Source organism: Rossellomorea vietnamensis, assembly GCF_008180415.1.
Taxonomy (GTDB): Bacteria; Bacillota; Bacilli; order Bacillales; family Bacillaceae_B; genus Rossellomorea; species Rossellomorea vietnamensis_C.
In genome coordinates this window covers 21658-42709 of sequence record NZ_VTEI01000001.1, presented here as the reverse complement: position 1 = coordinate 42709, position 21052 = coordinate 21658, and the positions used below count along the sequence as shown (strand labels likewise).

Sequence of the window (21052 nt, the reverse complement as noted above, 5' to 3'; positions counted from 1 at the left end):
AACAAATGGCTGAAAAGTCAGCACGTTCCAAAGAGGTAGAGTCAGAAGTCACAGTAGACCAGGTGAAAGAACAGTTAATGGAGCTCGGAAAAAAACGGGGCGTATTAACATATGAAGATATTGCCGAGAAATTGGCTAATTTTGAACTGGAATCCGATACAATGGATGAATTCTACGAGCAGTTAGGAGAACAGGGAGTAGAAATCATCAATGAAAATGAAGAGGATGACGATCCGAATATCCAGCAGTTGAATAAGGCTGGCGACGAAGAGTTTGACCTTAATGATTTAAGTGTTCCTCCGGGAGTAAAGATTAATGACCCGGTCCGTATGTACTTGAAGGAAATCGGAAGAGTGGACCTATTGTCCGCGCAGGAAGAAATTTCTCTGGCTAACCGGATCGAAGAGGGTGACGAGGAAGCCAAGCGCCGCCTTGCGGAAGCCAACCTGCGGCTTGTAGTTAGTATAGCCAAAAGGTATGTAGGACGCGGCATGCTGTTCCTGGACCTGATTCAAGAAGGTAATATGGGCCTTATCAAAGCAGTAGAAAAATTTGATTATCGAAAAGGGTTCAAATTCAGTACGTATGCGACATGGTGGATTCGCCAGGCGATCACACGCGCAATCGCCGATCAGGCAAGGACCATCCGTATACCAGTTCACATGGTTGAAACAATCAATAAGCTGATCAGGGTTCAGCGCCAGCTGCTTCAGGATTTAGGACGTGAGCCGTCACCTGAAGAAATAGCTGAAGAAATGGACTTGACTCCTGAAAAAGTAAGGGAAATTTTGAAAATTGCCCAGGAACCAGTATCTCTTGAAACGCCTATCGGTGAAGAAGACGATTCTCACCTTGGTGACTTCATTGAGGATGCTGAAGCTCAATCTCCTTCTGAACATGCAGCATATGAACTCCTTAAAGAACAGCTGGAGGACGTGCTGGATACCCTGACAGACAGGGAAGAAAATGTACTAAGACTTCGCTTCGGCCTGGATGATGGACGTACCAGGACTCTTGAGGAAGTTGGAAAAGTATTTGGAGTGACAAGAGAACGTATTCGTCAAATTGAAGCCAAAGCGTTGAGAAAGCTGCGCCACCCGAGCCGCAGCAAGCGCTTGAAAGATTTCTTGGAGTAGAAGATAATTTCCAGATAGATTACTTTCCTAAAGGGAGAGTAATCTTTTTTTTTTGCTCTTTTCGTAAACTTTGTTCTATTTGATACTGTTTCCGAAAAAATAATCATATTAAGAAGATGAAAACTGATAACACTGAAAAGACAAGAGCTGCTCTCTCTCGATAAGCGATAAAACTCTTAGTATCCGGGGGAAAATCCGGCTCTTGGGAGTTTTCCGAAAGCAAATATCTGCAAAAACAGCCTTTTTTTTGATGTTTCTTAGTAGCTAGTCTCTGCAATCAGATTTCGCAGCCCATGTCGGGCTGAAAAAAGCGCTTGCGAATTTGCTCTTTCCAAACATAATTCTCAATAAAAAAAGGGTTCCCGTGTACCGACGGCGAAAAATACAGTACAGGATGTGGAACAATGAATAGTAATAATCAAAAAACAAACATAATAATACACGAAATCCTTTTTTGGAAACAAAATAAGATGCTTCCTGAGCAGTACTGTGACTATTTATTAGCGCTTTATAATCAGGGGAATGAGGTAGAGGATATCAAGACAGCAAAATCAAAATTCTCTTTTGCTTCCTTCGCTCCTTCTATCCTAATCTGTACATTAATTCCAATTTCATTATTTGTCATTTATTTTACTGAATTGTCATTCGTTTTGCAAACAGCGATTTTGACAGGTTTTGTCGTCTCATTATTTTTTGCGGGAATTTATTATTCTAATAAAGAATTAATTCTTCCAGTCATCTACATAGCCATAGCAATGATCATGCTTTTGCAGACAGTTGGTTTTTCAGATGCCTTTTTTAAGGGAGATAAACATATTACATATGCTATCTTATTTTTTAACTGTTTAATGTGGATACTGTGCGGCCGGTTTATGAAGCTTCTTTATTTTACTTTAGGAGGAGCTGTTGGGACTATCCTTTTGGTTGTCTCTATTCTAATATAATAACGGAATTTTTAAAAGTTTTTAAAAGTTGAGAAAATTATGCCAAACCTTTTATAATGAAGAGTGTAAGCGCACACAACACTTTTTTGGCAGCATGGACATTCCGGGTTCATGGCAGCGGCTTGGGGATTTCAAGAAGCCGGTTCTGAAACGGGTGTTTGCATAATAAGGGGGATGGACATGAATTTTGATTTGACTTCTGAACAAAAAATGATTCAAAAAACAATTCGGGATTTTGCCAGGGAGGAAGTAGCTCCTGGAGCAATCGAAAGGGATCGGACTAAGCAATTTCCAAAAGAGATATTTCAAAAGCTCGGCGACCTGGGGATGATGGGGCTGCCGTTTTCAGAAGAATATGGCGGAGCTGGGGGAGATACAATAAGTTTTGCCATTGTGACACAGGAATTGAGCAAAGCATGTGCATCCACAGGAATTACTTACTCAGCGCATATTTCTTTAGGCGGTGCACCAATCAGTATGTTTGGTACAGAAGAACAAAAACATAAATACCTGACGCCCATTTGTACCGGAGAATCTTTTGGAGCCTTTGGTCTGACTGAACCCAACGCAGGGTCTGATGCAGGGGGGACCCAGACATCTGCGGTTAAAGAGGGTAATGAATACGTCATTAATGGAAATAAGAGTTTTATCACCAACGCAAGCTACGCAAAGAATCTTGCCCTCACAGCCATCACGGACCGCAGGGAGGATGGCAGCAAAGAGATCAGTGCCATCATTGTTCCTACAGATGCAGAAGGATTTAGAGTTGTAGACAATTATGAAAAGATGGGGCTCAATGCTTCAAATACAACAGAACTTGTTCTTGAGAATGTAAGAGTTCCTGAAGAAAATCTCCTTGGGAAAAAAGGGGAAGGATTCAAACAGTTCCTTGCGACTCTTGATGGGGGCCGTATTGGTATTGGAGCCATGGCGCTGGGCATAGCTGAAGCTGCATTTGAAAAAGCCCTTCAATATTCAAAAGAAAGAAAACAATTTGGAAGGTCATTATCAAAGTTTCAAGTAACTCAATTCAAACTTGCTGATATGGCTATGAAAATTGAACTTGCGAAGAATATGATCTACAAAGCGGCCTGGCTGAAGGATCAAGGCAGGCCATTTGCCAAGGAAGCTTCAATGTGTAAACTGTATGCTTCCGAGATCGCTATGGAAGTGGCTGATGAAGCCATCCAAATCCATGGTGGTTATGGTTACATGAAAGAGTATGAGGTAGAACGCTATATGCGTGACGCGAAACTTCTTGAAATCGGCGAAGGAACTTCTGAAGTACAGAGAATGGTCATTTCCCGATTGATTGGGTGTTAATGTCTAATGTGTGTGATTGAGCCTGGAATTTTTATTCCGGGCTTTTTTCTTAATGGGATCTTTTAAATGAGTCCTGACGTAAAGTCTTCTTATTATCCTTTGCAGTTTACGGCTGGTGCCTTAAGACCCTGTGAACTCAGACATTGAATCAATGCAGTCAGAAGAGCCTCACAGACAGTATAGAATGTCACAAATAATGCAGGCATTTTCCGCACTTCTACAAAATGATTTGGAATAACTCGTTTTATAAGTCTCTATATAAGGAACTTCACGGTCCGGTCAAAAGTGTCCAATTTGCGACAAACGTCGAAAAAGTACCCCTTAGGACTTTTACTTTCCATCTATTTAAAGTAAAATAAATATTGTTTATAATAAACACAACCTATACTATCAACTGTTACATAAGGGAGGTTAATTTATGAATCGCAATCCGATTATTCCATTCATTCTAATTATGGTTTTTGGAATCGGCCTTGTTTTCTTTATGTCTTTGGAAGGATTGAATAACTCTGAAGAGATGGCTGAAGAACATGGTGAAGGTACGGAAGAGACCGCTGAGGGCGGTACAGCTGAGGGCGGTGAGTTCGATCCTCAAGCTCATTATGAGAAAGCATGTATCACTTGTCACGGCGGAAACTATGAAGGTGGAGCAGGTCCAGCTCTTACTGGTGTCGGCGACCGTTATTCTAAGGAAGAAATCGTCGAAATTCTTCAAGAGGGTAAAGGCGGCGGAATGCCAGCAGGCCTAGTACCAGGAAACGAAGAAGCCATGGCTGAATGGTTAATGGAATTATAATTCTCTAAAAAAGTCTTTTGCTCATGCAAAGGACTTTTTTTTGTAGTGAAACTTGGTTAGAATGAGAAACGTAATGTGTACGGATATGAACTATAACCATTGAAAGACCAAATACATACTAAAAGGTGAAAATATGAATTCAGAGAAATTATCGAAGAGATTAGAAACTGTTGTTTCGTTTATCCCTGAGGGCTCCAGGATTGCCGACATTGGCTCCGATCATGCCTACCTGCCTTGCTATGCGGTGGACAAAGGAATCGCAGTTTCAGGGGTAGCAGGGGAAGTAGCGGAGGGTCCGTATCAATCCGCAGTCAAGCAGGTGAAGTATTCGCAGCTGGAAGACTCGATTTCTGTACGTAAAGGAGATGGACTTCAGGTCATCCGGCCCAATGAAACAGACTGCATAACCATTGCCGGGATGGGAGGTGCCTTAATAGCCAGTATCTTGGAAAATGGTAAGAGTAAGCTTGAGGGAGTCAGCCGTCTGGTTCTCCAGCCAAATGTAGGGGCATCCTCTATCAGGAAGTGGCTGTTGAAAAATGGCTGGGAATTGAAGAGCGAACAGATTTTAGAAGAAGATGATAAAATATACGAAGTCCTCGCGGCAGATAAAGGAAATCCTGAAGAGCCTTATACAGAAGCGAACAGAGATAGTGAACTGCTGCTCGGTCCTTTTTTAATGAAAGAGAACAGTCCTGTGTTTAAGCGGAAGTGGAAGCACGAATTAAAGCAATGGAAGACGATTATAGACAAAATGGAAGAAGCTGAAGATTCTCCTCAATTGAGGGAGAGAAGAGATGGAATTCAAAAGAAAATAGAGATTGTTGAGGAGGTATTGGATGAAAACCGTTAACGGCCATGAAATCATATCACTGTTTGAGGTCCTCGCACCAAAAGAGCTTGCTGAAGAAGGTGATAAGATCGGGCTGCAGATTGGAAGGCTTAATCAAAAGGTAAATAAAGTAATGATTACCTTAGATGTCCTCGAAGAAGTTGTGGATGAAGCCGTCGAAAAAGGCGTTAAATTGATTATTGCCCATCATCCTCCATTGTTTAGGTCCTTAAAGTCGATTCGGACAGACACGGTACAAGGCAGGATGATTGAAAAGCTGATCAAAAATGACATTTCTGTATATGCTGCCCATACCAATTTAGACGTTGCAAAGGGCGGTGTAAATGATTTATTAGCAGAGGCTTTGGAATTGAAGGATACAAAGGTATTGCTTCCGACCTTCCAGGAGAAATTAAAGAAGCTGGCTGTATTCGTACCTGAAGAGGACGCTGAAAAGGTAAGAAAAGCATTGGGAGATGCCGGTGCCGGACATATAGGAAATTACAGTCACTGTACTTTTTCAAGTCCGGGGACAGGCCGCTTCCTGCCCGGTGAAGGAACGGATCCGCATATTGGAAAACGAGGCAAAATGGCGGAAGTTTCCGAAGTTAGAGTAGAAACCATTTATCCTGAAAAGTTGGAAAAGAAAGTGTTGAAAGCCCTTATCAAAAGCCACCCTTACGAAGAAGCGGCCTATGACATCATGCCCCTGGATAATGAGGGAGAAACTTTAGGGCTGGGCAGAGTTGGAAAACTTTCATCCACGATGTCTCTGAAGGAGTTTGCGGTCCATGTAAAAGAGAAGCTTGGTGTAGGAAATGTAAGGGTAACCGGTTCCTTATCAGACACTATTCAAAAAGTCGCTGTATTAGGCGGAGATGGAAATAAATTCATCCATAGTGCCAAGTACAGTGGGGCAGATGTCTTTGTGACTGGGGATCTATACTACCATACTGCTCATGATGCGATGATGCTTGGACTCAACGTAGTGGATGCAGGGCATCATATCGAAAAAGTCATGAAAGAGGGCGTTGCCCGGTGGATGACTGACAGATGCCGGGAGAAAGGAATGGAAGTGGAGTTTGTAGTTTCAAAGGTGAATACCGATCCATTTACATTTTTATAAGACATAAAAAGCAGGCATTCGTTACGAATGCCTGCTTTCCTGTTAAAAAATGAAACATTATTATGCCTCTGAGGATAACCATTAACTATGTTATCCTCGTCCAGCCCCCCAGCGTCAAATAACTGGGGAGCGGAAAAGGCAAATGCGCTTTTGTTCAAAGATAAGAAAGTATAAAACTTTTTCAGATCGAAAATTAGGCAGCGTTTCTGAATCCAGCTCCAGCGCCTAGCCCCTCGGGGTCAAATAACCCCTGGAGAATAAAAGGAAAGCCCGTCTTTTTTTCTCCCAGGAACATTTGCCTGTCGGGGCTGATCAAGGCGCTTGCGCTTTTGTTCTTATTCCACTGCCGTCTTCGGTTTTTTGACTTTGGGAAGAATTTTGTTCAATGGCACTTTCTTCTCTCTTGTCCATGTCTCTTCATTTTCAGTGTCGAACTGGCTGATGAAGTTCATTACTTCCTTCACAATAGGAGTAGGTGTGGAAGCTCCTGCTGTCACGGCAACCAATTCTGCATCTTTTATCCATTCAATTTGAAGCTCGCTGATATCCGCAATGCGATAAGCTTTTGTGCCGGCAATTTCTTCTGAAACTTGAGCAAGGCGGTTGGAGTTATTGCTTTTAGGATCACCGACTACTATGAGAACGTCTGCCTCGCCCGCTTGTTCGGCTACAGCTTCCTGACGTACTTGTGTGGCCAGGCAGATTTCTTTGTGAACTTCTACTTGCGGGTACTTCTCTCTTACTTTTTCCATTACATCTGAGACGTCCCATTGGCTCATGGTGGTTTGGTTGGTGACGGTGATTTTTTCATTTGTAATGTTTAATTGTTCAACATCATCCATTGTTTCTACGAGGTGGACAATTTCGGGAGCCACACCTACAGCTCCTTCAGGCTCTGGATGCCCTTTTTTGCCAATATAGATGACATCAAAGCCTTCTGCTTCCTTAGCCCTGATGAGGTCGTGCGTCCTGGTTACATCAGGACATGTAGCATCGAGTGTGACCAGCCCTTTATCTTTTGCCAGCTGTTTTACTTCCGGAGAAACACCGTGAGCTGTAAAGATGACGGTGCCTTCTGTGACCTGATCTAAGATTTCTTTGCGGTTTTTACCGTCCAATGTGATAATGCCTTCTTCTTCAAAAGCATCCGTTACGTGCTTGTTGTGTACGATCATTCCAAGGATGTAGATCGGCCTTGGCAGGGATTTATCTAGAGCGGCGTTGCGTGCAATGACCATTGCATCAACGACACCGTAACAATAGCCTCTCGGCGTGATTTTCTTAACATTCATATTTGAAATCCTCCTGTACATAAAGTCGGACTGTTTATTTGTACCTACAGGGTTCATTATAAAGTAGATTTCTGTCGATGACAAAGAATCTTTTCTGAAGAAGGACCATGCAAATATAACTGCTCTTTTAAAGCTGTAGTTTATTTTTGCTCGAGGCGGGCACTTCGCGGGGCGTACAGCTTGAAGCGGGAATTGCTTTTAAAGCAGCAGCAAACTTTGCAAAAGGCTGTATTCGCAGACATTGCTGCTTTAAGGATATCCCCGTATACTAAGGTTTTCTCTCAAATCTGCGAGAGCAGCTCTTGCTTTTCTTTGCCTGTTTACGAGGTTATTCCGGTGAATCATGGTTTTTTTGGAATTAGTCTCAAATAGCAGCAAAGCTTAAGAAAAGAGGCTTTCGAAAAGAGCGAAAGAAAAAGCCCTCATCCGTTTGGTGAGAGCGCTGGCTGGCTATACATATAACTTTGGTTTAGAATTTCCGGCTGTGGAAGCTTCTTTAGGTTTTCTTGCAGAATTCGATGGTTTTCTTTTATTCTTTTTCTTGGATGGAGCTGATTTTGCTTGAATTTCATCCTTTTCTTCTATTTCTTCTTCCATAACTTCTGCTGTATCTGTGACTTCTTCCTCTTCATTGGATTCAGCGGCACTCAGTCCCCGGTACAACTTCCACATGGCTGGGAGATTCTTGACAAGGGGACCATACTGCTGAACCTGTTGAATCATCGGTCCCATTTGCTGTGCACTTCTCAATACCTGCTGGGTGTTGTTGAGAAATCCGTTTAGTGAGCCTGGGTTCATAATGTTTTTTAAGAACGAGCCTCCAGTGCCGGGTGCGGATCGTTGAAAACCCGCAGCTCCTTGAAGAGGGTTAAATTGGCTGGCTGCTGTTTGGGCAGAGCCGCCCCTATTAAGAATTTTAGCTAAAAGCCCGCCTGATTTCTGTCCGGCAGCCTGGGGAACGCCGCCCTGCATCCCGCCAGGTCTCATCATTCCGAATCCAGAAGGTCCTGGTCCCCGCGTCCCCCTTACTTGCTGAAAAGGCTGCTGTCTGAAGGAGCTTGAATTAAAAGGCATTTGCTGTCTTGGCTGCATATTGGGCCTCCTTTCTGATTTCGCTCATAAAGTCTCTTAATACAATATGCTGAATGGGTGAAAACGTCTAAGGAAAGAGCGGAAAAATAATAAATATGTGAATCTGCTAGAAGTTTTAAAAATTGTTTATTATAATGAAGAGATGGAATTTTGTCTGAGAAGAATTGATTTGTAAAATTATGCAGCTTTATTTTGAATCTGTGACAAAAAACGGTATTGTTATATAGAGGGACTGTTTTATGCATGGATGTTGTTTTCGTATCTGTAAATGACCATAAGGCCTTCGTGCTTATATCCTATTAAGTGGAAAGTTTACGAAAGAACCTGTATGAATACCAAAGCGAGAAATCTAAGATAATCTCTTCACAATATAATACGTGACAATTTAAGGAGTGACGAAATGAAAAACCAATTCCAACAGTATGATTTTCAGCTGTTTATCAATGAGGCCATTGAACGTCTGAAATTTTATGAGCCAACAGAAATACAGAAAAAGATGATTCCTCTGATCAACAGGGGGGAAAGCGCAATTGGACAGTCGCAAACAGGAACGGGAAAGACACATTCTTATTTGCTGCCGATCTTGAACAAGCTTGACAAGGATGCTCAAGAGGTACAAGCCATCATTACGGCGCCGACACGGGAACTTGCTCAGCAGATTTATCAGGAAATTTTAAAGATCACTGATGAAGAGGGAATCACTTCCCGCTGTTATATTGGCGGAACGGATAAACAGCGTATGATCGACAAGCTTAAAACACAGCCGCAAATTATTGTGGGTACGCCGGGAAGGATCAATGACCTTGTGAAAGATGGCGCGCTGCATGTACATAAAGCAGCCACGCTGGTTGTAGATGAAGCCGACTTGATGCTTGATATGGGATTCATCTATGATGTCGACCAGATTGCCGGAAGAATGCCTGAAAAGCTTCAAATCCTTGTTTTTTCAGCGACAATTCCTGAAAAGCTAAAACCTTTTTTAAAGAAATACATGGAGAACCCTCAGTATGCGCATGTGGAGCCTGAGCATATTTCAGCTAAAAACATCAAGCATATTCTCCTTCCAAGAAAAAGCCGGAAGAAAGAGGAACTGCTTTTTAACGCACTGACCTCATTTAATCCTTATTTGGCTATTGTGTTCACTAACACAAAGGCAAAGGCGGATGAAGTAGCGGACTTCCTGCTGGGCAAGGGAATGAAAGTTGGAAGGATCCACGGGGATCTGTCTCCGCGTGAAAGAAAGAAAGTGATGAAGCAGGTCCGTGCCCTGGAGTATCAGTATATTGTTGCAACAGATCTTGCAGCAAGAGGGATTGATATTGAAGGAGTCAGCCACATCATCAATTATGAAATACCCGGAGAGCTTGATTTTTATATCCACAGGACGGGAAGAACGGCAAGAGCGGGTTCTTCAGGTATTGCCGTAACGATTTATGAGCCTTCGGACGAAGATGCGCTGAATCACTTGGAGAAAATGGGAATCACGTTTGAGAATCAAGATCTTATCCGCGGCGAGTGGGTAGAACTTGTAGACAGGAATAAACGTAAAAACCGCAAAAAGACAGAAGAAGACAGCATCGATCAAAAGGCTAAATCACTTGTCCGTAAGCCGGATAAGGTCAAACCTGGCTATAAAAAGAAAATGAAATATAAAATGGATCAAATCAAGAAACGGGAAAGAAGAGTCAAAAGACGGAATAATTCCTGATCGATCAAGTGAAATGCAAGGGAGTTGGATATAGATGGTTAAATTAGGTTCACACGTTTCCATGAGCGGAAAGAAAATGCTGCTTGGTTCAAGTGAGGAGGCAGCTGCTTATGGTGCCAATACCTTCATGGTGTATACAGGTGCCCCGCAAAATACCAGAAGAAAGAAAATTGAAGACCTGAACATCGAGAATGGACTTCTTCACATGAAGGAAAATGGAATTACAGACATCATTGTTCATGCTCCTTATATCATCAACATAGGGAATACCACCAATCCTGCCACATTCGAACTGGGCGTGAATTTCCTTCGCTCGGAAATCGAGAGGACTGCAGCTATCGGAGCAAGACAAATCGTCCTGCATCCGGGCGCCCACGTTGGTGCGGGTTCAGAAGCCGGCATTAAGAAAATCATAGAAGGACTGAATGAGGTGCTGGTCAAGGATCAGGAAGTTCAGATTGCCCTTGAAACTATGGCAGGAAAAGGCTCTGAATGTGGCAGATCTTTTGAAGAGCTGGCCATGATCATAGAGGGAGTGGAACATAATGACAGGTTGTCCGTATGCTTTGATACCTGCCATACTCATGATGCGGGATATGATATCGTCAATGATTTTGACGGCGTCCTGAATGAGTTTGACCGTATCGTCGGAATCGACCGTTTGAAGGTTCTTCACATCAATGACAGCAAGAATCCAAGCGGAGCAGCGAAAGACCGCCATGAAAATATCGGTTTCGGGCATATCGGCTTCGATGCACTTTCAAAGATTGTCCATCATCCTCAATTGGCGGATGTTCCGAAGATACTCGAAACCCCTTTTGTAGGAGAAGACAAAAAAAATAAAAAAGCTCCATATAAATTTGAAATAGAAATGCTGAAAAGTAAAACCTGGGACGAGGAACTGCTTCACAAAATTCAGGAATCATAAGAAAATGGGGCTTCTCTATTAGAGAGGCCCCGCTGATTTTTAGTTAACGAATTTAGTGAATATCTTGTTGACATCTTTGGCAGTGGACGGACCGGCAATCTTGGCTATTTCCTTGATTACTTTGCTTCGTTCAGCGTTATCGAAAATATTAATGTTCTTGCCTCTAAGATAGGCAGCGATTTTTTCTGCCTGGCCAGGACTGATTTTTACATTGAATTGCTTTCCATAACTTAATAAATCATCACCGGTTATGCTATTGATCTTATGATTAATAACATTTTGCAATAGTTTCATCGACCATCACCCCTCATAGGATACATATGAACGGGACGAGGTCTTTGTGACAATAAAAGTGTTGGGGGCTTGTTCTATTTTACTTGCTTAACGTTTAGCGGGAAGGGGAAAAGGATGGCACAGCGAATACATAAAAAAGAGAGTGTTTTCCATTTAATTTACCGGTTCTTCTTTATTATTTTAGGTGCCGGCCTTGCAGCAATATCCATTGAGCTTTTTTTAGTTCCTAATAATATTATTGACGGGGGCGTCATCGGGGTATCCTTAATTCTTGACTATCTGCTTTCCGGCATACCATTCGTCAATTTCGCAACCTTGCTGGTAGTTCTCAACCTTCCATTCATGTACTCCGGCTATAAACAAATCGGTAAGACGTTTGTGATTTCTTCATTGGCTGGTATTGTAGCTCTAGCTGTTATAGAGAGTTATCTTCATAATGTGGAGCCATTTGTAACAGAGGAGATTCTCGCAACTGTATTTGGCGGACTGACCCTCGGTGTGGGAGTCGGCTTGGTCATTCGGCATGGAGGCTCATTGGATGGCACGGAAATCCTCGGAATTCTGTTGACGAAGAAGCTGCCGTTTTCAGTGGGAGAATTCGTCATGTTCATCAATATCTTCATATTTGGATGGGCAGCATTTGTGTTCGGAATCGAGGAAGCGATGTATTCTGTCATGACCTATTATATTGCTTTTAAAACGATTGATACGGTCATTCAGGGGATGGATGAAACCAAGGCCGTCATCATTGTATCTGACTATTACACAGAGGTATCAGATGCCATTTTGCAAAGACTTGGCAGAGGTACAACCATGCTTAAGGGCCGCGGCGGCTACACAGACAATGAAAAAGAAGTGATTTATGTAGTAGTCACAAGGCTTGAAGTGATGAAGCTGAAGGGGATAGTGTCCGATGTGGATGCCGATGCCTTCATTACGATTATGAGTACCCAGGAAACTAAAGGGGCGAGATTCAAGTCAGCTATTCATTAAAAGTCAATTGAGCGGGATATTGCTGAGCATATTACAAAAAGAGCTGTTCATGCGGACAGCTCTTTTCTTTCTTGCTTTCCGGTAATTCGGCTCAATTATGCCGGTATTTTCAAATTGATATGGAATAGCCACAAGTTTACAAAAAGTGACTTCTTGGATTGAAAACCGCAGAACCAGCAATGATATTACCAAGAATATCTCAGAGGAAAAGAGGCTGTTTCGGTTTACAATAAATTATTCATCCTGTATACTTCTTATATTAAATCGGAACGATTCTTATAGCCTCTTTCGTATCTTGTAGTTTTCCTCCTATTCTAATGAGGATTACGCATGAAGGGAAGACGGTTTTTTTATGAAGGGGTTTTTCTCATGGAGAATTACAAATCAGTTATAGATATAAATCATTTAAGCTTTCGCTATGATAAAGAAGTTGTATTAGAGGACATCAGCCTGTCGATTCCTAAAGGAGCCTTTCTGGGCATTGTTGGACCAAACGGCTCTGGAAAGTCAACGCTGTTAAAGCTGATCCTTGGTCTTCTTAAACCAAAGGAGGGGGAAATCCGCTTATTTGGACAGTCTCAACAAAAATTCAAGGATCGGGACAGAATTGGGTATGTCTCCCAAAAAGCAAACTCATTCAATACAGGCTTTCCTGCCACCGTCAAGGAAGTGGTGTCAAGCGGCCTTACTAAAAAGGTCGGTATGTTCCGCATGATTGGCAAGAAACATTCTTCACAAGTAGAAAAAGCTATTGATTCTGTTGGAATGACTCCATTTGCCAGCCGGAATATAGGTGAATTATCAGGCGGGCAGCAGCAAAGGGTATTCATCGCAAGGGCCCTGGTGAGCGAGCCGGAAGTTCTGATACTGGATGAACCGACTGTAGGAGTCGACAGCAGGAATGTAGCGGCTTTCTATGACATGCTGGAGCATTTGAATAAAGACCTTGAGATTACATTGCTATTGGTAACCCATGATATCGGAACGATTTCAAGTAAGGTCACGCATGTAGCCTGTTTGAATAAAAAACTTCATTTCCATGGAAATACTATGGAGTTTGAAAACCTTCAGGAGAGTGAACTTTCAGGCATTTACGGCCATGATGTTCAATTGCTTCATCATGATCACAGCCACGAGGAGGCAGACAGATGATTGAAGCGTTATTGAATTATGAATTCTTGCAAAATGCCTTTCTGACAGGCCTTCTGATTGGCATTATCGCACCATTGATTGGTGCATTCATCGTAGTAAGAAGATTATCCCTGATTGCGGATGCTCTAAGCCACGTAACACTTTCCGGGATAGCGGCCAGCCTGTTTTTAAGCAAAAATATTCCTGCTATGGCTGGTTTGAATCCCCTGTATTTAGGGATGGCATTTTCTGTGACAGGATCCCTATTCATAGAGCGGCTGAGAAGCCTCTATAAACACTACCAGGAATTGGCGATTCCGATCATTTTATCTGGCGGTATCGGCATTGGTGTCATTTTCATTTCATTGGCAGATGGATTCAATACTGACCTTTTCAGCTATCTTTTTGGAAGTGTGAGTGCAGTCAGCAGAACAGATTTATATTTGATCTTAGTCGTTACGGTCATTGTACTTGCCATAATTACATTTCTTTATAAAGAATTATTTTTACTGTCTTTTGATGAGGAATTTGCCAAAGCCTCAGGAATTTCGGCCAAGACGATCCACTTTATATTCATGGTTATGGTCGCATTGGTCATTGCTGCTTCCATGAGAATAGTGGGAATTCTTCTGGTATCTTCTTTGATGACCTTACCTGTTGCTGCGAGTATAAGGGTAGCACGCGGGTTTAAGCAGACAATCGGTTTTTCTCTATTATTTGGGGAGTTAGCTGTCATTACAGGTCTGATATCAGCGTATTATCTTGACCTCGCTCCAGGAGGAACCATAGTCCTCTCAGCGATACTCATTTTATTACTGACGATTTTGTATAAAAAAATCACTTCCAATCAGGTAGTGAAAAAGGACGGGGTGACGACATGAAATTGGATGAAGCCTTGGTGCTGATGAAGGAAAAGGGATATAAACATACAGGAAAGCGGGAGCAGATGCTTGAACTTTTCTCGTTTTCAGACCGCTACTTGACTGCGAAAGATGTTCTTGAAAGTATGAAAGATGAGTACCCGGGATTAAGTTTTGATACAATCTACCGTAACTTATCTCTATTTGTTGAACTTGAAATTCTGGAAGAAACCGAACTGTCTGGAGAAAAGCATTTCCGGTTCACCTGTTCTAATCATCATCATCACCATCATTTTATATGCATGGACTGTGGAAAGACAAAAGCGATCAATACCTGTCCAATGGAAATTCTGCAGGAAAGCTTGAATGGATATGATATTTCAGGACACAAATTTGAGATATACGGTAAATGTCCTGAGTGCAGCTGAATAAATGTGAAAACCCGGCAGTTGAGAACTGCCGGGTTTTCTAATGACCATAGGATTTATTCTTTCAGCCAGCTATCCACCCAGCTGCGGGCTTCCTGCCAGTCATTGACCCTGATGACGCCATTTGGAATAGGATCCTGGTTATACGGTGTGTTAAAAAGGATGACCGGAATGTCCAAGTTCTCATGGATGGAGACTGCATTATCATGTTTGTCTTCGAAAAAGATATCTACGTTATATTTATCAGCTGTCGACACTTTATCATGTGAACCAATAAGTTCAATATGGTGAAATAAAAGATCCTGGTAATTAAACCAGTCCTTTGTCAGTTCTAACAGATGGGAGGGACGCGCACTGATAAAATAAAGCTCATGATTGTCCTTCCAGCCATCCAGCACAGTTTTCGCACCTTGTGCCAGTGGTGATTCCCTGTAGATTTCTCCTTCTGACCTTTTGAACCACTCCCCGAAAACCTCTGGCGTAATATCCAGAACCTCTGTTAGTTCATACTGTGTGATGTCATTCAAAGTTAGTTGTAAATTGAATTCCTTGTTGATAGCAGGAAGAAGAGAGGTGGGACAAGTTACAGTGCCATCAATATCTATACCGAATCGTTTCTTCATATGTACATCTCCTTCATGGTCTGGTGCAGATCTGAGTCGATTTCTCTGATTGAAGCCAATTAGGTTTTCTTTTCATTATGCACTATTGGATCCAATTTATAGCAGCAGGCAAGTTGAAATTATGGCCTGAGATCTGAGCGGTGGAGTCTAAAAAGGCATGACCACAACCGTGACAATAATGCTCTGTAAGGAAAAAGGAACCTGAAACAAAGTGTACCATATTCTTGCTAATAATAGGAGATTCACCTAGAGATTCTGCATTTTTGACAATCATTAGCATAGGTAAAAAACTGACTTTGACAAACAATAATAATGCTCCTGAATACGGAAAGCGAGGGATTGTAAAAATGGATAATGAGAGACGCAAAAATGACAGCGTTAATCAAGATCTTCAAAATATAGACATCTATAATGACTATATCAAAGTAAACGACAATCCGGAAGCTGAAGTGGTTCAAAACAAATACAACGAAGAAACAGCGGCAGAGCTGACAACTCCTATGGCCCTTGGAAGTGATTTCGAAAGGGATACGGCTGAAGAAACCAATGCCTCAGGAAGGATTTTAGGATATTCAGCGCTTGCGCTTTCGATTTTGTCACTTTTCATTGTACCTGTTCTTTTTGGTGCAGCCGGAATCGTACTTGGCTTTGTTGCCAGGAGACGAGGAACAGATGCACTTGGAACTTGGGCAATAGGCATAGGAGCCGTTTCCATCATTGTTGGAATTTTTGTCTTGCCGTTCTTCTAAAAAAGGATTAGCGGAATTGGGAGCATTCCGGTAATAAAGAAAAAGCTTGGCTGATTTATCAGCCAAGCTTTTCTGTATTGTTTTGGAAATTATAAAATAACCCTAAACAGCCCTCAGAGAATAAAAGGTAAGAGGCCTTTTTTCTCTGAGGGTTATTTGCGAGGCGCTTACGTCTTTGTTCTTAGATCTCTTGCTTCTCTTCTTCTTCTTCTCTTTGTTTTCTGTAGTGCTCCTCAGCTAGGATATCGATTTCTTTCTTCAATTCCTCGACCATTGTCTCTTCTGGAACTTTTCGGACAGTTTTTCCGTGGCGGAATAGCAGGCCTTCTCCACGGGCACCCGCGATGCCGATATCGGCTTCTCTTGCTTCACCTGGCCCGTTTACAGCACAGCCAAGTACGGCCACCTTAATCGGAGCTTTAATGGTAGAGATGTACTCTTCGACTTCATTGGCAATGCTGATCAGGTCAATTTCAATTCTCCCGCAAGTAGGGCAGGAAATCAGTGTTGCTGCATTGGCTGCAAGGCCGAAAGACTTCAAGAGTTCTCTTGCGACTTTGACTTCTTCTACCGGGTCGGCACTCAATGAAATACGCAGGGTGTTTCCGATGCCCTTACTCAATAAGGCTCCCAAACCTGCTGCACTTTTCACTGTGCCAGCGAATAGTGTCCCGGATTCAGTTATGCCAAGGTGCAGTGGATAATCGAATGTCTGGGCTGCTTTTGTATATGCTTCAATAGCAAGGTTCACATCCGATGCTTTCATTGACACGATGATATCGTGGAAATCAAGCTCTTCCAGGATTTTGATATGGTGGAGGGCACTTTCGACCATACCGTCAGCAGTTGGATATCCGTATTTCTCGATAATTTTTCTTTCGAGACTTCCCGCATTCACTCCAATACGGATAGGGATACCTTTTTCTTTTGCCGCTTTTACAACTGCTTCTACTTTTTCGCGGCGGCCGATGTTGCCTGGGTTAATCCTGATTTTGTCAGCTCCGCCTTCAATTGCTTTAAGAGCAAGCTTGTAGTCAAAGTGTATATCGACTACTAAAGGAATGTTGATTTGTTTTTTGATATCAGCAATGGCGTTAGCCGCTCGCTCATCAGGGCAGGCGACACGGACGACCTGGCACCCTGCTTCTTCAAGACGGTGGATTTCTTTTACTGTAGCTTCCACATCATGTGTCTTTGTCGTTGTCATACTTTGTATAATAAGCTCGTCATTCCCGCCGATTGTTAAGTTTCCGACTTTGACTGGACGAGTTTTAGAACGATGGATTATTTCACTCAAGGCTTATTCTCTCCTTTTGGAAAATTCATTTATAGTGAAACAAAATAATAAGCGTACGAAAGTATTGTATCAATGTTTCATTGAAGTTGACAAGAAATAGATTGTTTCAGATTGTAATCAGGATATTAAATTATCAATTTTTAATAAGCCTCTTTTCGTTTAGAGCAAAAAAATTAGTATCCAGGGGATATTGAAAGCAATAATATATGGGAGAAAACCTTTAATATAGAGGAAGCCTATAGACCTCACCAGCTTGAATATCCTGAGGAGTCTCTCCTTCATTAAGAAATTGAAAATCCTCTATCAGCTGGTCGATGGAAACAGGAAGCGGTCCATCAAGGTTCTGCTCCATTAAAGACAGGATAGTATCGCCTGATTTGATTTTCACCTCTACATATTCTATTTCTATTTCGTCAGATATTATTTCTTTCGGCTCTTGTACAGGTTCCATCACTGCAGCTGGTACAGCTGGTTCGGCTGCCCGGGGGAGTGTCCCGGCTTTTAAATCATAATATATGCTATATGAGACGATCATAACCATCAGAAAGATACTAAGCCTTTTCATGAGCTGCTCCTTTCCCTGGAAGGAAAAATTTATATTATATAACTGAAAAACATCATTGAAGAATTTCTACTAAATCACTATATGTATTCTGCATTTCTCCCTTATATTCCTACCTATTTGGGACTTTTGAATAGCAGGTATGCTATTTTTAAATTTAAAAACCCAACTTTTATACAAATATTACACCTGATTTACAATCCCTTAATATTTCTCTGTGAAAATAAAAATAGGTACATTGTCGAATATAAACCTTATTTGTAATAGTATGCCGAATGCAGAAGAAATTGGGGGGCTTAGGGTGAAGAAAAGGCTGAAGGATATCTTTGAGAATACAATGAAAAGAACACGATTGAGAAAAGATACTTTGACCAAAATAGAGGAGGCAGGGTTCTTTGGGAGATTAAGTTCAAAACTCAGTCTAAAAAACAGACTGTTATTTTTATTTGTCCTATTATTGACCGTTTCAATCGTTGTAGTGGGGATCAGTTCATACATAAAAGCGAAGGAAGCCACAATTGATACTATTGAAAACAGGCTGGGAAGAGAAGCAGAACTAATTTCGTATGTGGCTGAAAATCTCAAATTCTTATATGTCAGTGATGATGAGTACTTCTTTCAGCAGCTTGAAATCAGCATTAGAGATCAAAAGGAGCAATTGACCAAAGACGGAATAGAATCAAATATTTTCTACATCTCGAATAATGAGGTGATCCCGTTTCAAGCCAGCTCGGGTTCAGAACTGAAGTTCAATGAAACGCTTATTTCCAAGATAACGAATGATTCACGAACGCTTTTACATGAAACAATAAACGGAAAAGAATATACAATTTCCTCGATGAAGATAAAAGGGATTGATGGACATTATATCCTTGCGGTGCCTTCTGAATCATACCTTAATTCGGTAACCGACATGGCTCAATTTACCTTTGCTGTCATATTAATCAGTTTAGCTGTGTCATCCATACTCATTCTCTTATTCGTAAGAAGCTTTACAAAGCCTCTCATACAGCTGCAAAATATTATGAGGGAAGTCAGAAATGGCAACTTGAATAAAAGAGCCAATTTTAAAACGAATCTGCCGGAAATCCATTCACTGAAAAAAAGTTTCAATATGATGATTGAGCAAATGCGGGATGTTCTTCATGAGCTGAATGAAACTACAATGGAGCTTGAAACAACAGGCAGCAGCCTCAGCAGCTCTTCTGAAGGGGCGCTGAATTTCAGCCGGGAATTAATTGAAGCCATTAATGTAGTGAAGCATGGAGCGGAACAAACAGCAAGCAGTTCAGATAACAGTGTCAATGGATTTCAAATGATGAAGCAAAAAATTGAACAACTGATCAATAATATGGAAACTGTCCATAGAAGCGCAGTAGATATGAACAGATCAGCTGAAAAGGGAGAAAGAAATAACACTGAACTTATTGAAGCTATTCATTCCTTTGAAAATGATTTCGCCCATATGACCTCAACAATCCAACAGGTCAGAAACCACTCATTGTCCATAGCCAACCTAGTAGGCTTGATAAAAGGTGTGGCTGAACAAACTAAACTGTTGGCTCTGAATGCAGCCATTGAAGCAGCGCGGGCTGGTGAATCAGGAAAAGGCTTTGCGGTCGTTGCCGAAGAGGTGAGGAAGCTGGCAGATCAATCCACTAAAGCTGCAGAAGATATTACAGGATCGATTGAAGGCATGGAAGGGGTCACAATCAGAGCTGCTAAGGAGTTTGATGATATGCTCCTGAAGATAAAAGGCAACCTGGATACAGCAAGTGAATCAAAAGGATCCTTCGACGAACTAATGAAAGAAGTGAAGAATGTCAGCGAAAACTTTGAAAGAATGCAATCTGCCTTAGTGGAGCTGAAATCGGAACTTCCGCAGCTTGAACAAGCTACCGTAAGCTTTTCTTCCGTCTCCCAGGAAACTCTGGCTAGCACAGAACAAATGCTGGCGACAAGCGGATCACAAATAACAGAAATGGAAAATACACATGAAATTGGAATACATCTGAAGTCACTGTCAAACTCACTTACCACGATATCAAAACGATTCTCGTCCAAATAAGCACGAAAGGAACTGAGCCCTCTCAGTTCCTTTTTTTGAAGCCCATCTTATTAAGTTTTTTTCTTTTTCGGCATTTCCTTGATCGTTAAATAAAGGACAATTGACGTAACAATCCAGTCAAGAAAGAAGCTGGCAGGAACAAAAGTGTTTAACATTTCCATTACAGTGAAAAAGATGGTTGAAAGCGTTATACTGTACGCGGTAATCCGCCATGCCTGTCTGTATGGAAGCTTCGTGAATAATGCATTGGCGAAAAGACGCGCTATAAGGGCAAAAATACTGACCTTAATGAAAGTCATTCCAGCGGAAAACAGATAAAGAATCAGTATGAAAACGAAAAGGATGATGCCCTTCAGGGAATCCAATGTCTCCAGGAAACTGACGATCTCTTCATTGTCAGCCTCTAAACCGTCAAGCATGGAATAGGGATATGATTGAACTTGTCCGGCAATCACCAAAGCAAACTCATCTTTTAAAAGTGCGACAGCATCATTTGCTGCACTCAATTCGGATAAGGAGATGCTTCCAGTGCTGTCCATCACGAATGTCAAATATTCTTTCCTGACTGTAACAGGTTCTTGTGAATCAGAAACGAGGGCGCCATCTTCAATGGAGAAGGAAGGCAGTTCTGATTCAACTGCTGATATACTCTCTTCTATAGCACTGCTGGAAAAAATTGCAAGGTTATAAGCAGCCGGCAGGATAGAAACTAGTACCAGGAGAAATACGTACAAGATTGTTTTCCCTATACCTTGAAATCGATAAGAAGCTATATCCTTGGGAGAATACAGACTTCTGTATAACTGTTTGAAAATATTCATCTTTTTTAACACTCCCTAAATAGTTGTCCAATCCTCATTTTATGCCCGG

21 protein-coding genes are annotated in these 21052 nt (G+C 41.8%); 14 read left to right on the top strand and 7 right to left on the bottom strand.

The annotated features are described in order from the left end of the window. Positions 1-5 precede the first annotated feature (5 nt). The 6 genes from rpoD (at position 6) to FZC78_RS00185 (ending at position 6157) form a co-directional block, all read left to right on the top strand. Positions 6-1136 carry an RNA polymerase sigma factor RpoD gene (gene rpoD, locus FZC78_RS00210; RefSeq protein ID WP_113927522.1) on the top strand — a complete coding sequence of 377 codons (1131 nt, stop codon included), beginning with the start codon at positions 6-8 and terminating at the stop codon, positions 1134-1136. Positions 1137-1540: 404 nt separating this feature from the next. Continuing rightward, a complete protein-coding gene (locus FZC78_RS00205; RefSeq protein ID WP_148937700.1) occupies positions 1541-2080 on the top strand; it encodes a hypothetical protein in 540 nt (179 codons plus the stop codon). A 180-nt stretch (positions 2081-2260) separates the two neighbouring features. After that, positions 2261-3403: an acyl-CoA dehydrogenase family protein gene (locus FZC78_RS00200; RefSeq protein WP_148937699.1), complete on the top strand. Its 1143-nt coding sequence runs from the start codon at positions 2261-2263 to the stop codon at positions 3401-3403. Positions 3404-3821: 418 nt separating this feature from the next. Continuing rightward, positions 3822-4199 (top strand): cytochrome c550, encoded by a 378-nt coding sequence (cccA, locus tag FZC78_RS00195; RefSeq protein ID WP_148937698.1) that lies wholly within the window; start codon positions 3822-3824, stop codon positions 4197-4199. Positions 4200-4332: 133 nt separating this feature from the next. Then, positions 4333-5052 carry a tRNA (adenine(22)-N(1))-methyltransferase gene (locus tag FZC78_RS00190; RefSeq protein WP_148937697.1) on the top strand — a complete coding sequence of 240 codons (720 nt, stop codon included), beginning with the start codon at positions 4333-4335 and terminating at the stop codon, positions 5050-5052. Beyond that, positions 5039-6157 (top strand): Nif3-like dinuclear metal center hexameric protein, encoded by a 1119-nt coding sequence (locus FZC78_RS00185; RefSeq protein ID WP_148937696.1) that lies wholly within the window; start codon positions 5039-5041, stop codon positions 6155-6157. The genes FZC78_RS00190 and FZC78_RS00185 overlap by 14 nt, the downstream gene beginning before the upstream one ends. 335 nt (positions 6158-6492) lie before the next feature. On the opposite strand, the gene FZC78_RS00180 is transcribed toward FZC78_RS00185, so the two are convergent. Both FZC78_RS00180 and vrrA read right to left on the bottom strand, forming a co-directional pair. Beyond that, positions 6493-7449 (bottom strand): 4-hydroxy-3-methylbut-2-enyl diphosphate reductase, encoded by a 957-nt coding sequence (locus FZC78_RS00180; RefSeq protein WP_148937695.1) that lies wholly within the window; start codon positions 7447-7449, stop codon positions 6493-6495. 450 nt (positions 7450-7899) lie between these two features. Next, a complete protein-coding gene (vrrA, locus tag FZC78_RS00175) occupies positions 7900-8541 on the bottom strand; it encodes a VrrA/YqfQ family protein (protein ID WP_148937694.1) in 642 nt (213 codons plus the stop codon). A gap of 400 nt (positions 8542-8941) precedes the next feature. On the opposite strand from vrrA, the gene FZC78_RS00170 reads away from it, so the two are divergent. Both FZC78_RS00170 and FZC78_RS00165 read left to right on the top strand, forming a co-directional pair. Then, complete coding sequence (locus tag FZC78_RS00170) at positions 8942-10249, top strand: DEAD/DEAH box helicase (RefSeq protein ID WP_148937693.1); 1308 nt, start codon at positions 8942-8944, stop codon at positions 10247-10249. 34 nt (positions 10250-10283) lie between these two features. After that, positions 10284-11177: a deoxyribonuclease IV gene (locus tag FZC78_RS00165; RefSeq protein ID WP_148937692.1), complete on the top strand. Its 894-nt coding sequence runs from the start codon at positions 10284-10286 to the stop codon at positions 11175-11177. A gap of 39 nt (positions 11178-11216) precedes the next feature. Here FZC78_RS00165 and FZC78_RS00160 read toward each other — a convergent pair whose 3' ends face one another. Further along, positions 11217-11471 carry a DUF2624 domain-containing protein gene (locus FZC78_RS00160; RefSeq protein ID WP_148937691.1) on the bottom strand — a complete coding sequence of 85 codons (255 nt, stop codon included), beginning with the start codon at positions 11469-11471 and terminating at the stop codon, positions 11217-11219. Positions 11472-11585: 114 nt separating this feature from the next. Between FZC78_RS00160 and FZC78_RS00155 the strand changes: the two genes are divergently transcribed. From FZC78_RS00155 to FZC78_RS00140, 4 genes are all read left to right on the top strand, one after another. After that, positions 11586-12464, top strand: coding sequence for a YitT family protein (locus FZC78_RS00155; RefSeq protein ID WP_148937690.1), 879 nt, complete (start codon positions 11586-11588; stop codon positions 12462-12464). Between the two features lie 369 nt (positions 12465-12833). Then, entirely contained in the window at positions 12834-13616 is a 783-nt protein-coding gene (locus FZC78_RS00150) for a metal ABC transporter ATP-binding protein (protein ID WP_148937689.1), read from the top strand. Then, positions 13613-14476: a metal ABC transporter permease gene (locus tag FZC78_RS00145; protein ID WP_148937688.1), complete on the top strand. Its 864-nt coding sequence runs from the start codon at positions 13613-13615 to the stop codon at positions 14474-14476. Before FZC78_RS00150 ends, FZC78_RS00145 begins: the two co-directional genes overlap by 4 nt. Next, positions 14473-14883, top strand: a complete 411-nt coding sequence (locus tag FZC78_RS00140; protein ID WP_148937687.1) for a Fur family transcriptional regulator — start codon at positions 14473-14475, stop codon at positions 14881-14883. The genes FZC78_RS00145 and FZC78_RS00140 overlap by 4 nt, the downstream gene beginning before the upstream one ends. A gap of 56 nt (positions 14884-14939) precedes the next feature. Here the strand turns inward: FZC78_RS00140 and FZC78_RS00135 are convergent, their stop codons facing one another. Beyond that, positions 14940-15506, bottom strand: coding sequence for a hypothetical protein (locus FZC78_RS00135; protein ID WP_148937686.1), 567 nt, complete (start codon positions 15504-15506; stop codon positions 14940-14942). 347 nt (positions 15507-15853) lie between these two features. On the opposite strand from FZC78_RS00135, the gene FZC78_RS00130 reads away from it, so the two are divergent. Continuing rightward, positions 15854-16255, top strand: a complete 402-nt coding sequence (locus FZC78_RS00130; protein WP_148938116.1) for a DUF4190 domain-containing protein — start codon at positions 15854-15856, stop codon at positions 16253-16255. Positions 16256-16436: 181 nt separating this feature from the next. On the opposite strand, the gene ispG is transcribed toward FZC78_RS00130, so the two are convergent. Continuing rightward, positions 16437-17552 carry a flavodoxin-dependent (E)-4-hydroxy-3-methylbut-2-enyl-diphosphate synthase gene (ispG, locus tag FZC78_RS00125; protein WP_148937685.1) on the bottom strand — a complete coding sequence of 372 codons (1116 nt, stop codon included), beginning with the start codon at positions 17550-17552 and terminating at the stop codon, positions 16437-16439. A gap of 220 nt (positions 17553-17772) precedes the next feature. Beyond that, entirely contained in the window at positions 17773-18117 is a 345-nt protein-coding gene (locus FZC78_RS00120) for a hypothetical protein (protein WP_148937684.1), read from the bottom strand. A gap of 298 nt (positions 18118-18415) precedes the next feature. Between FZC78_RS00120 and FZC78_RS00115 the strand changes: the two genes are divergently transcribed. Continuing rightward, entirely contained in the window at positions 18416-20182 is a 1767-nt protein-coding gene (locus tag FZC78_RS00115) for a methyl-accepting chemotaxis protein (protein WP_252183457.1), read from the top strand. A gap of 50 nt (positions 20183-20232) precedes the next feature. Here FZC78_RS00115 and FZC78_RS00110 read toward each other — a convergent pair whose 3' ends face one another. Continuing rightward, positions 20233-21003 carry a DUF1189 domain-containing protein gene (locus FZC78_RS00110; RefSeq protein WP_148937683.1) on the bottom strand — a complete coding sequence of 257 codons (771 nt, stop codon included), beginning with the start codon at positions 21001-21003 and terminating at the stop codon, positions 20233-20235. Between the last annotated feature and the right edge of the window lie 49 nt (positions 21004-21052).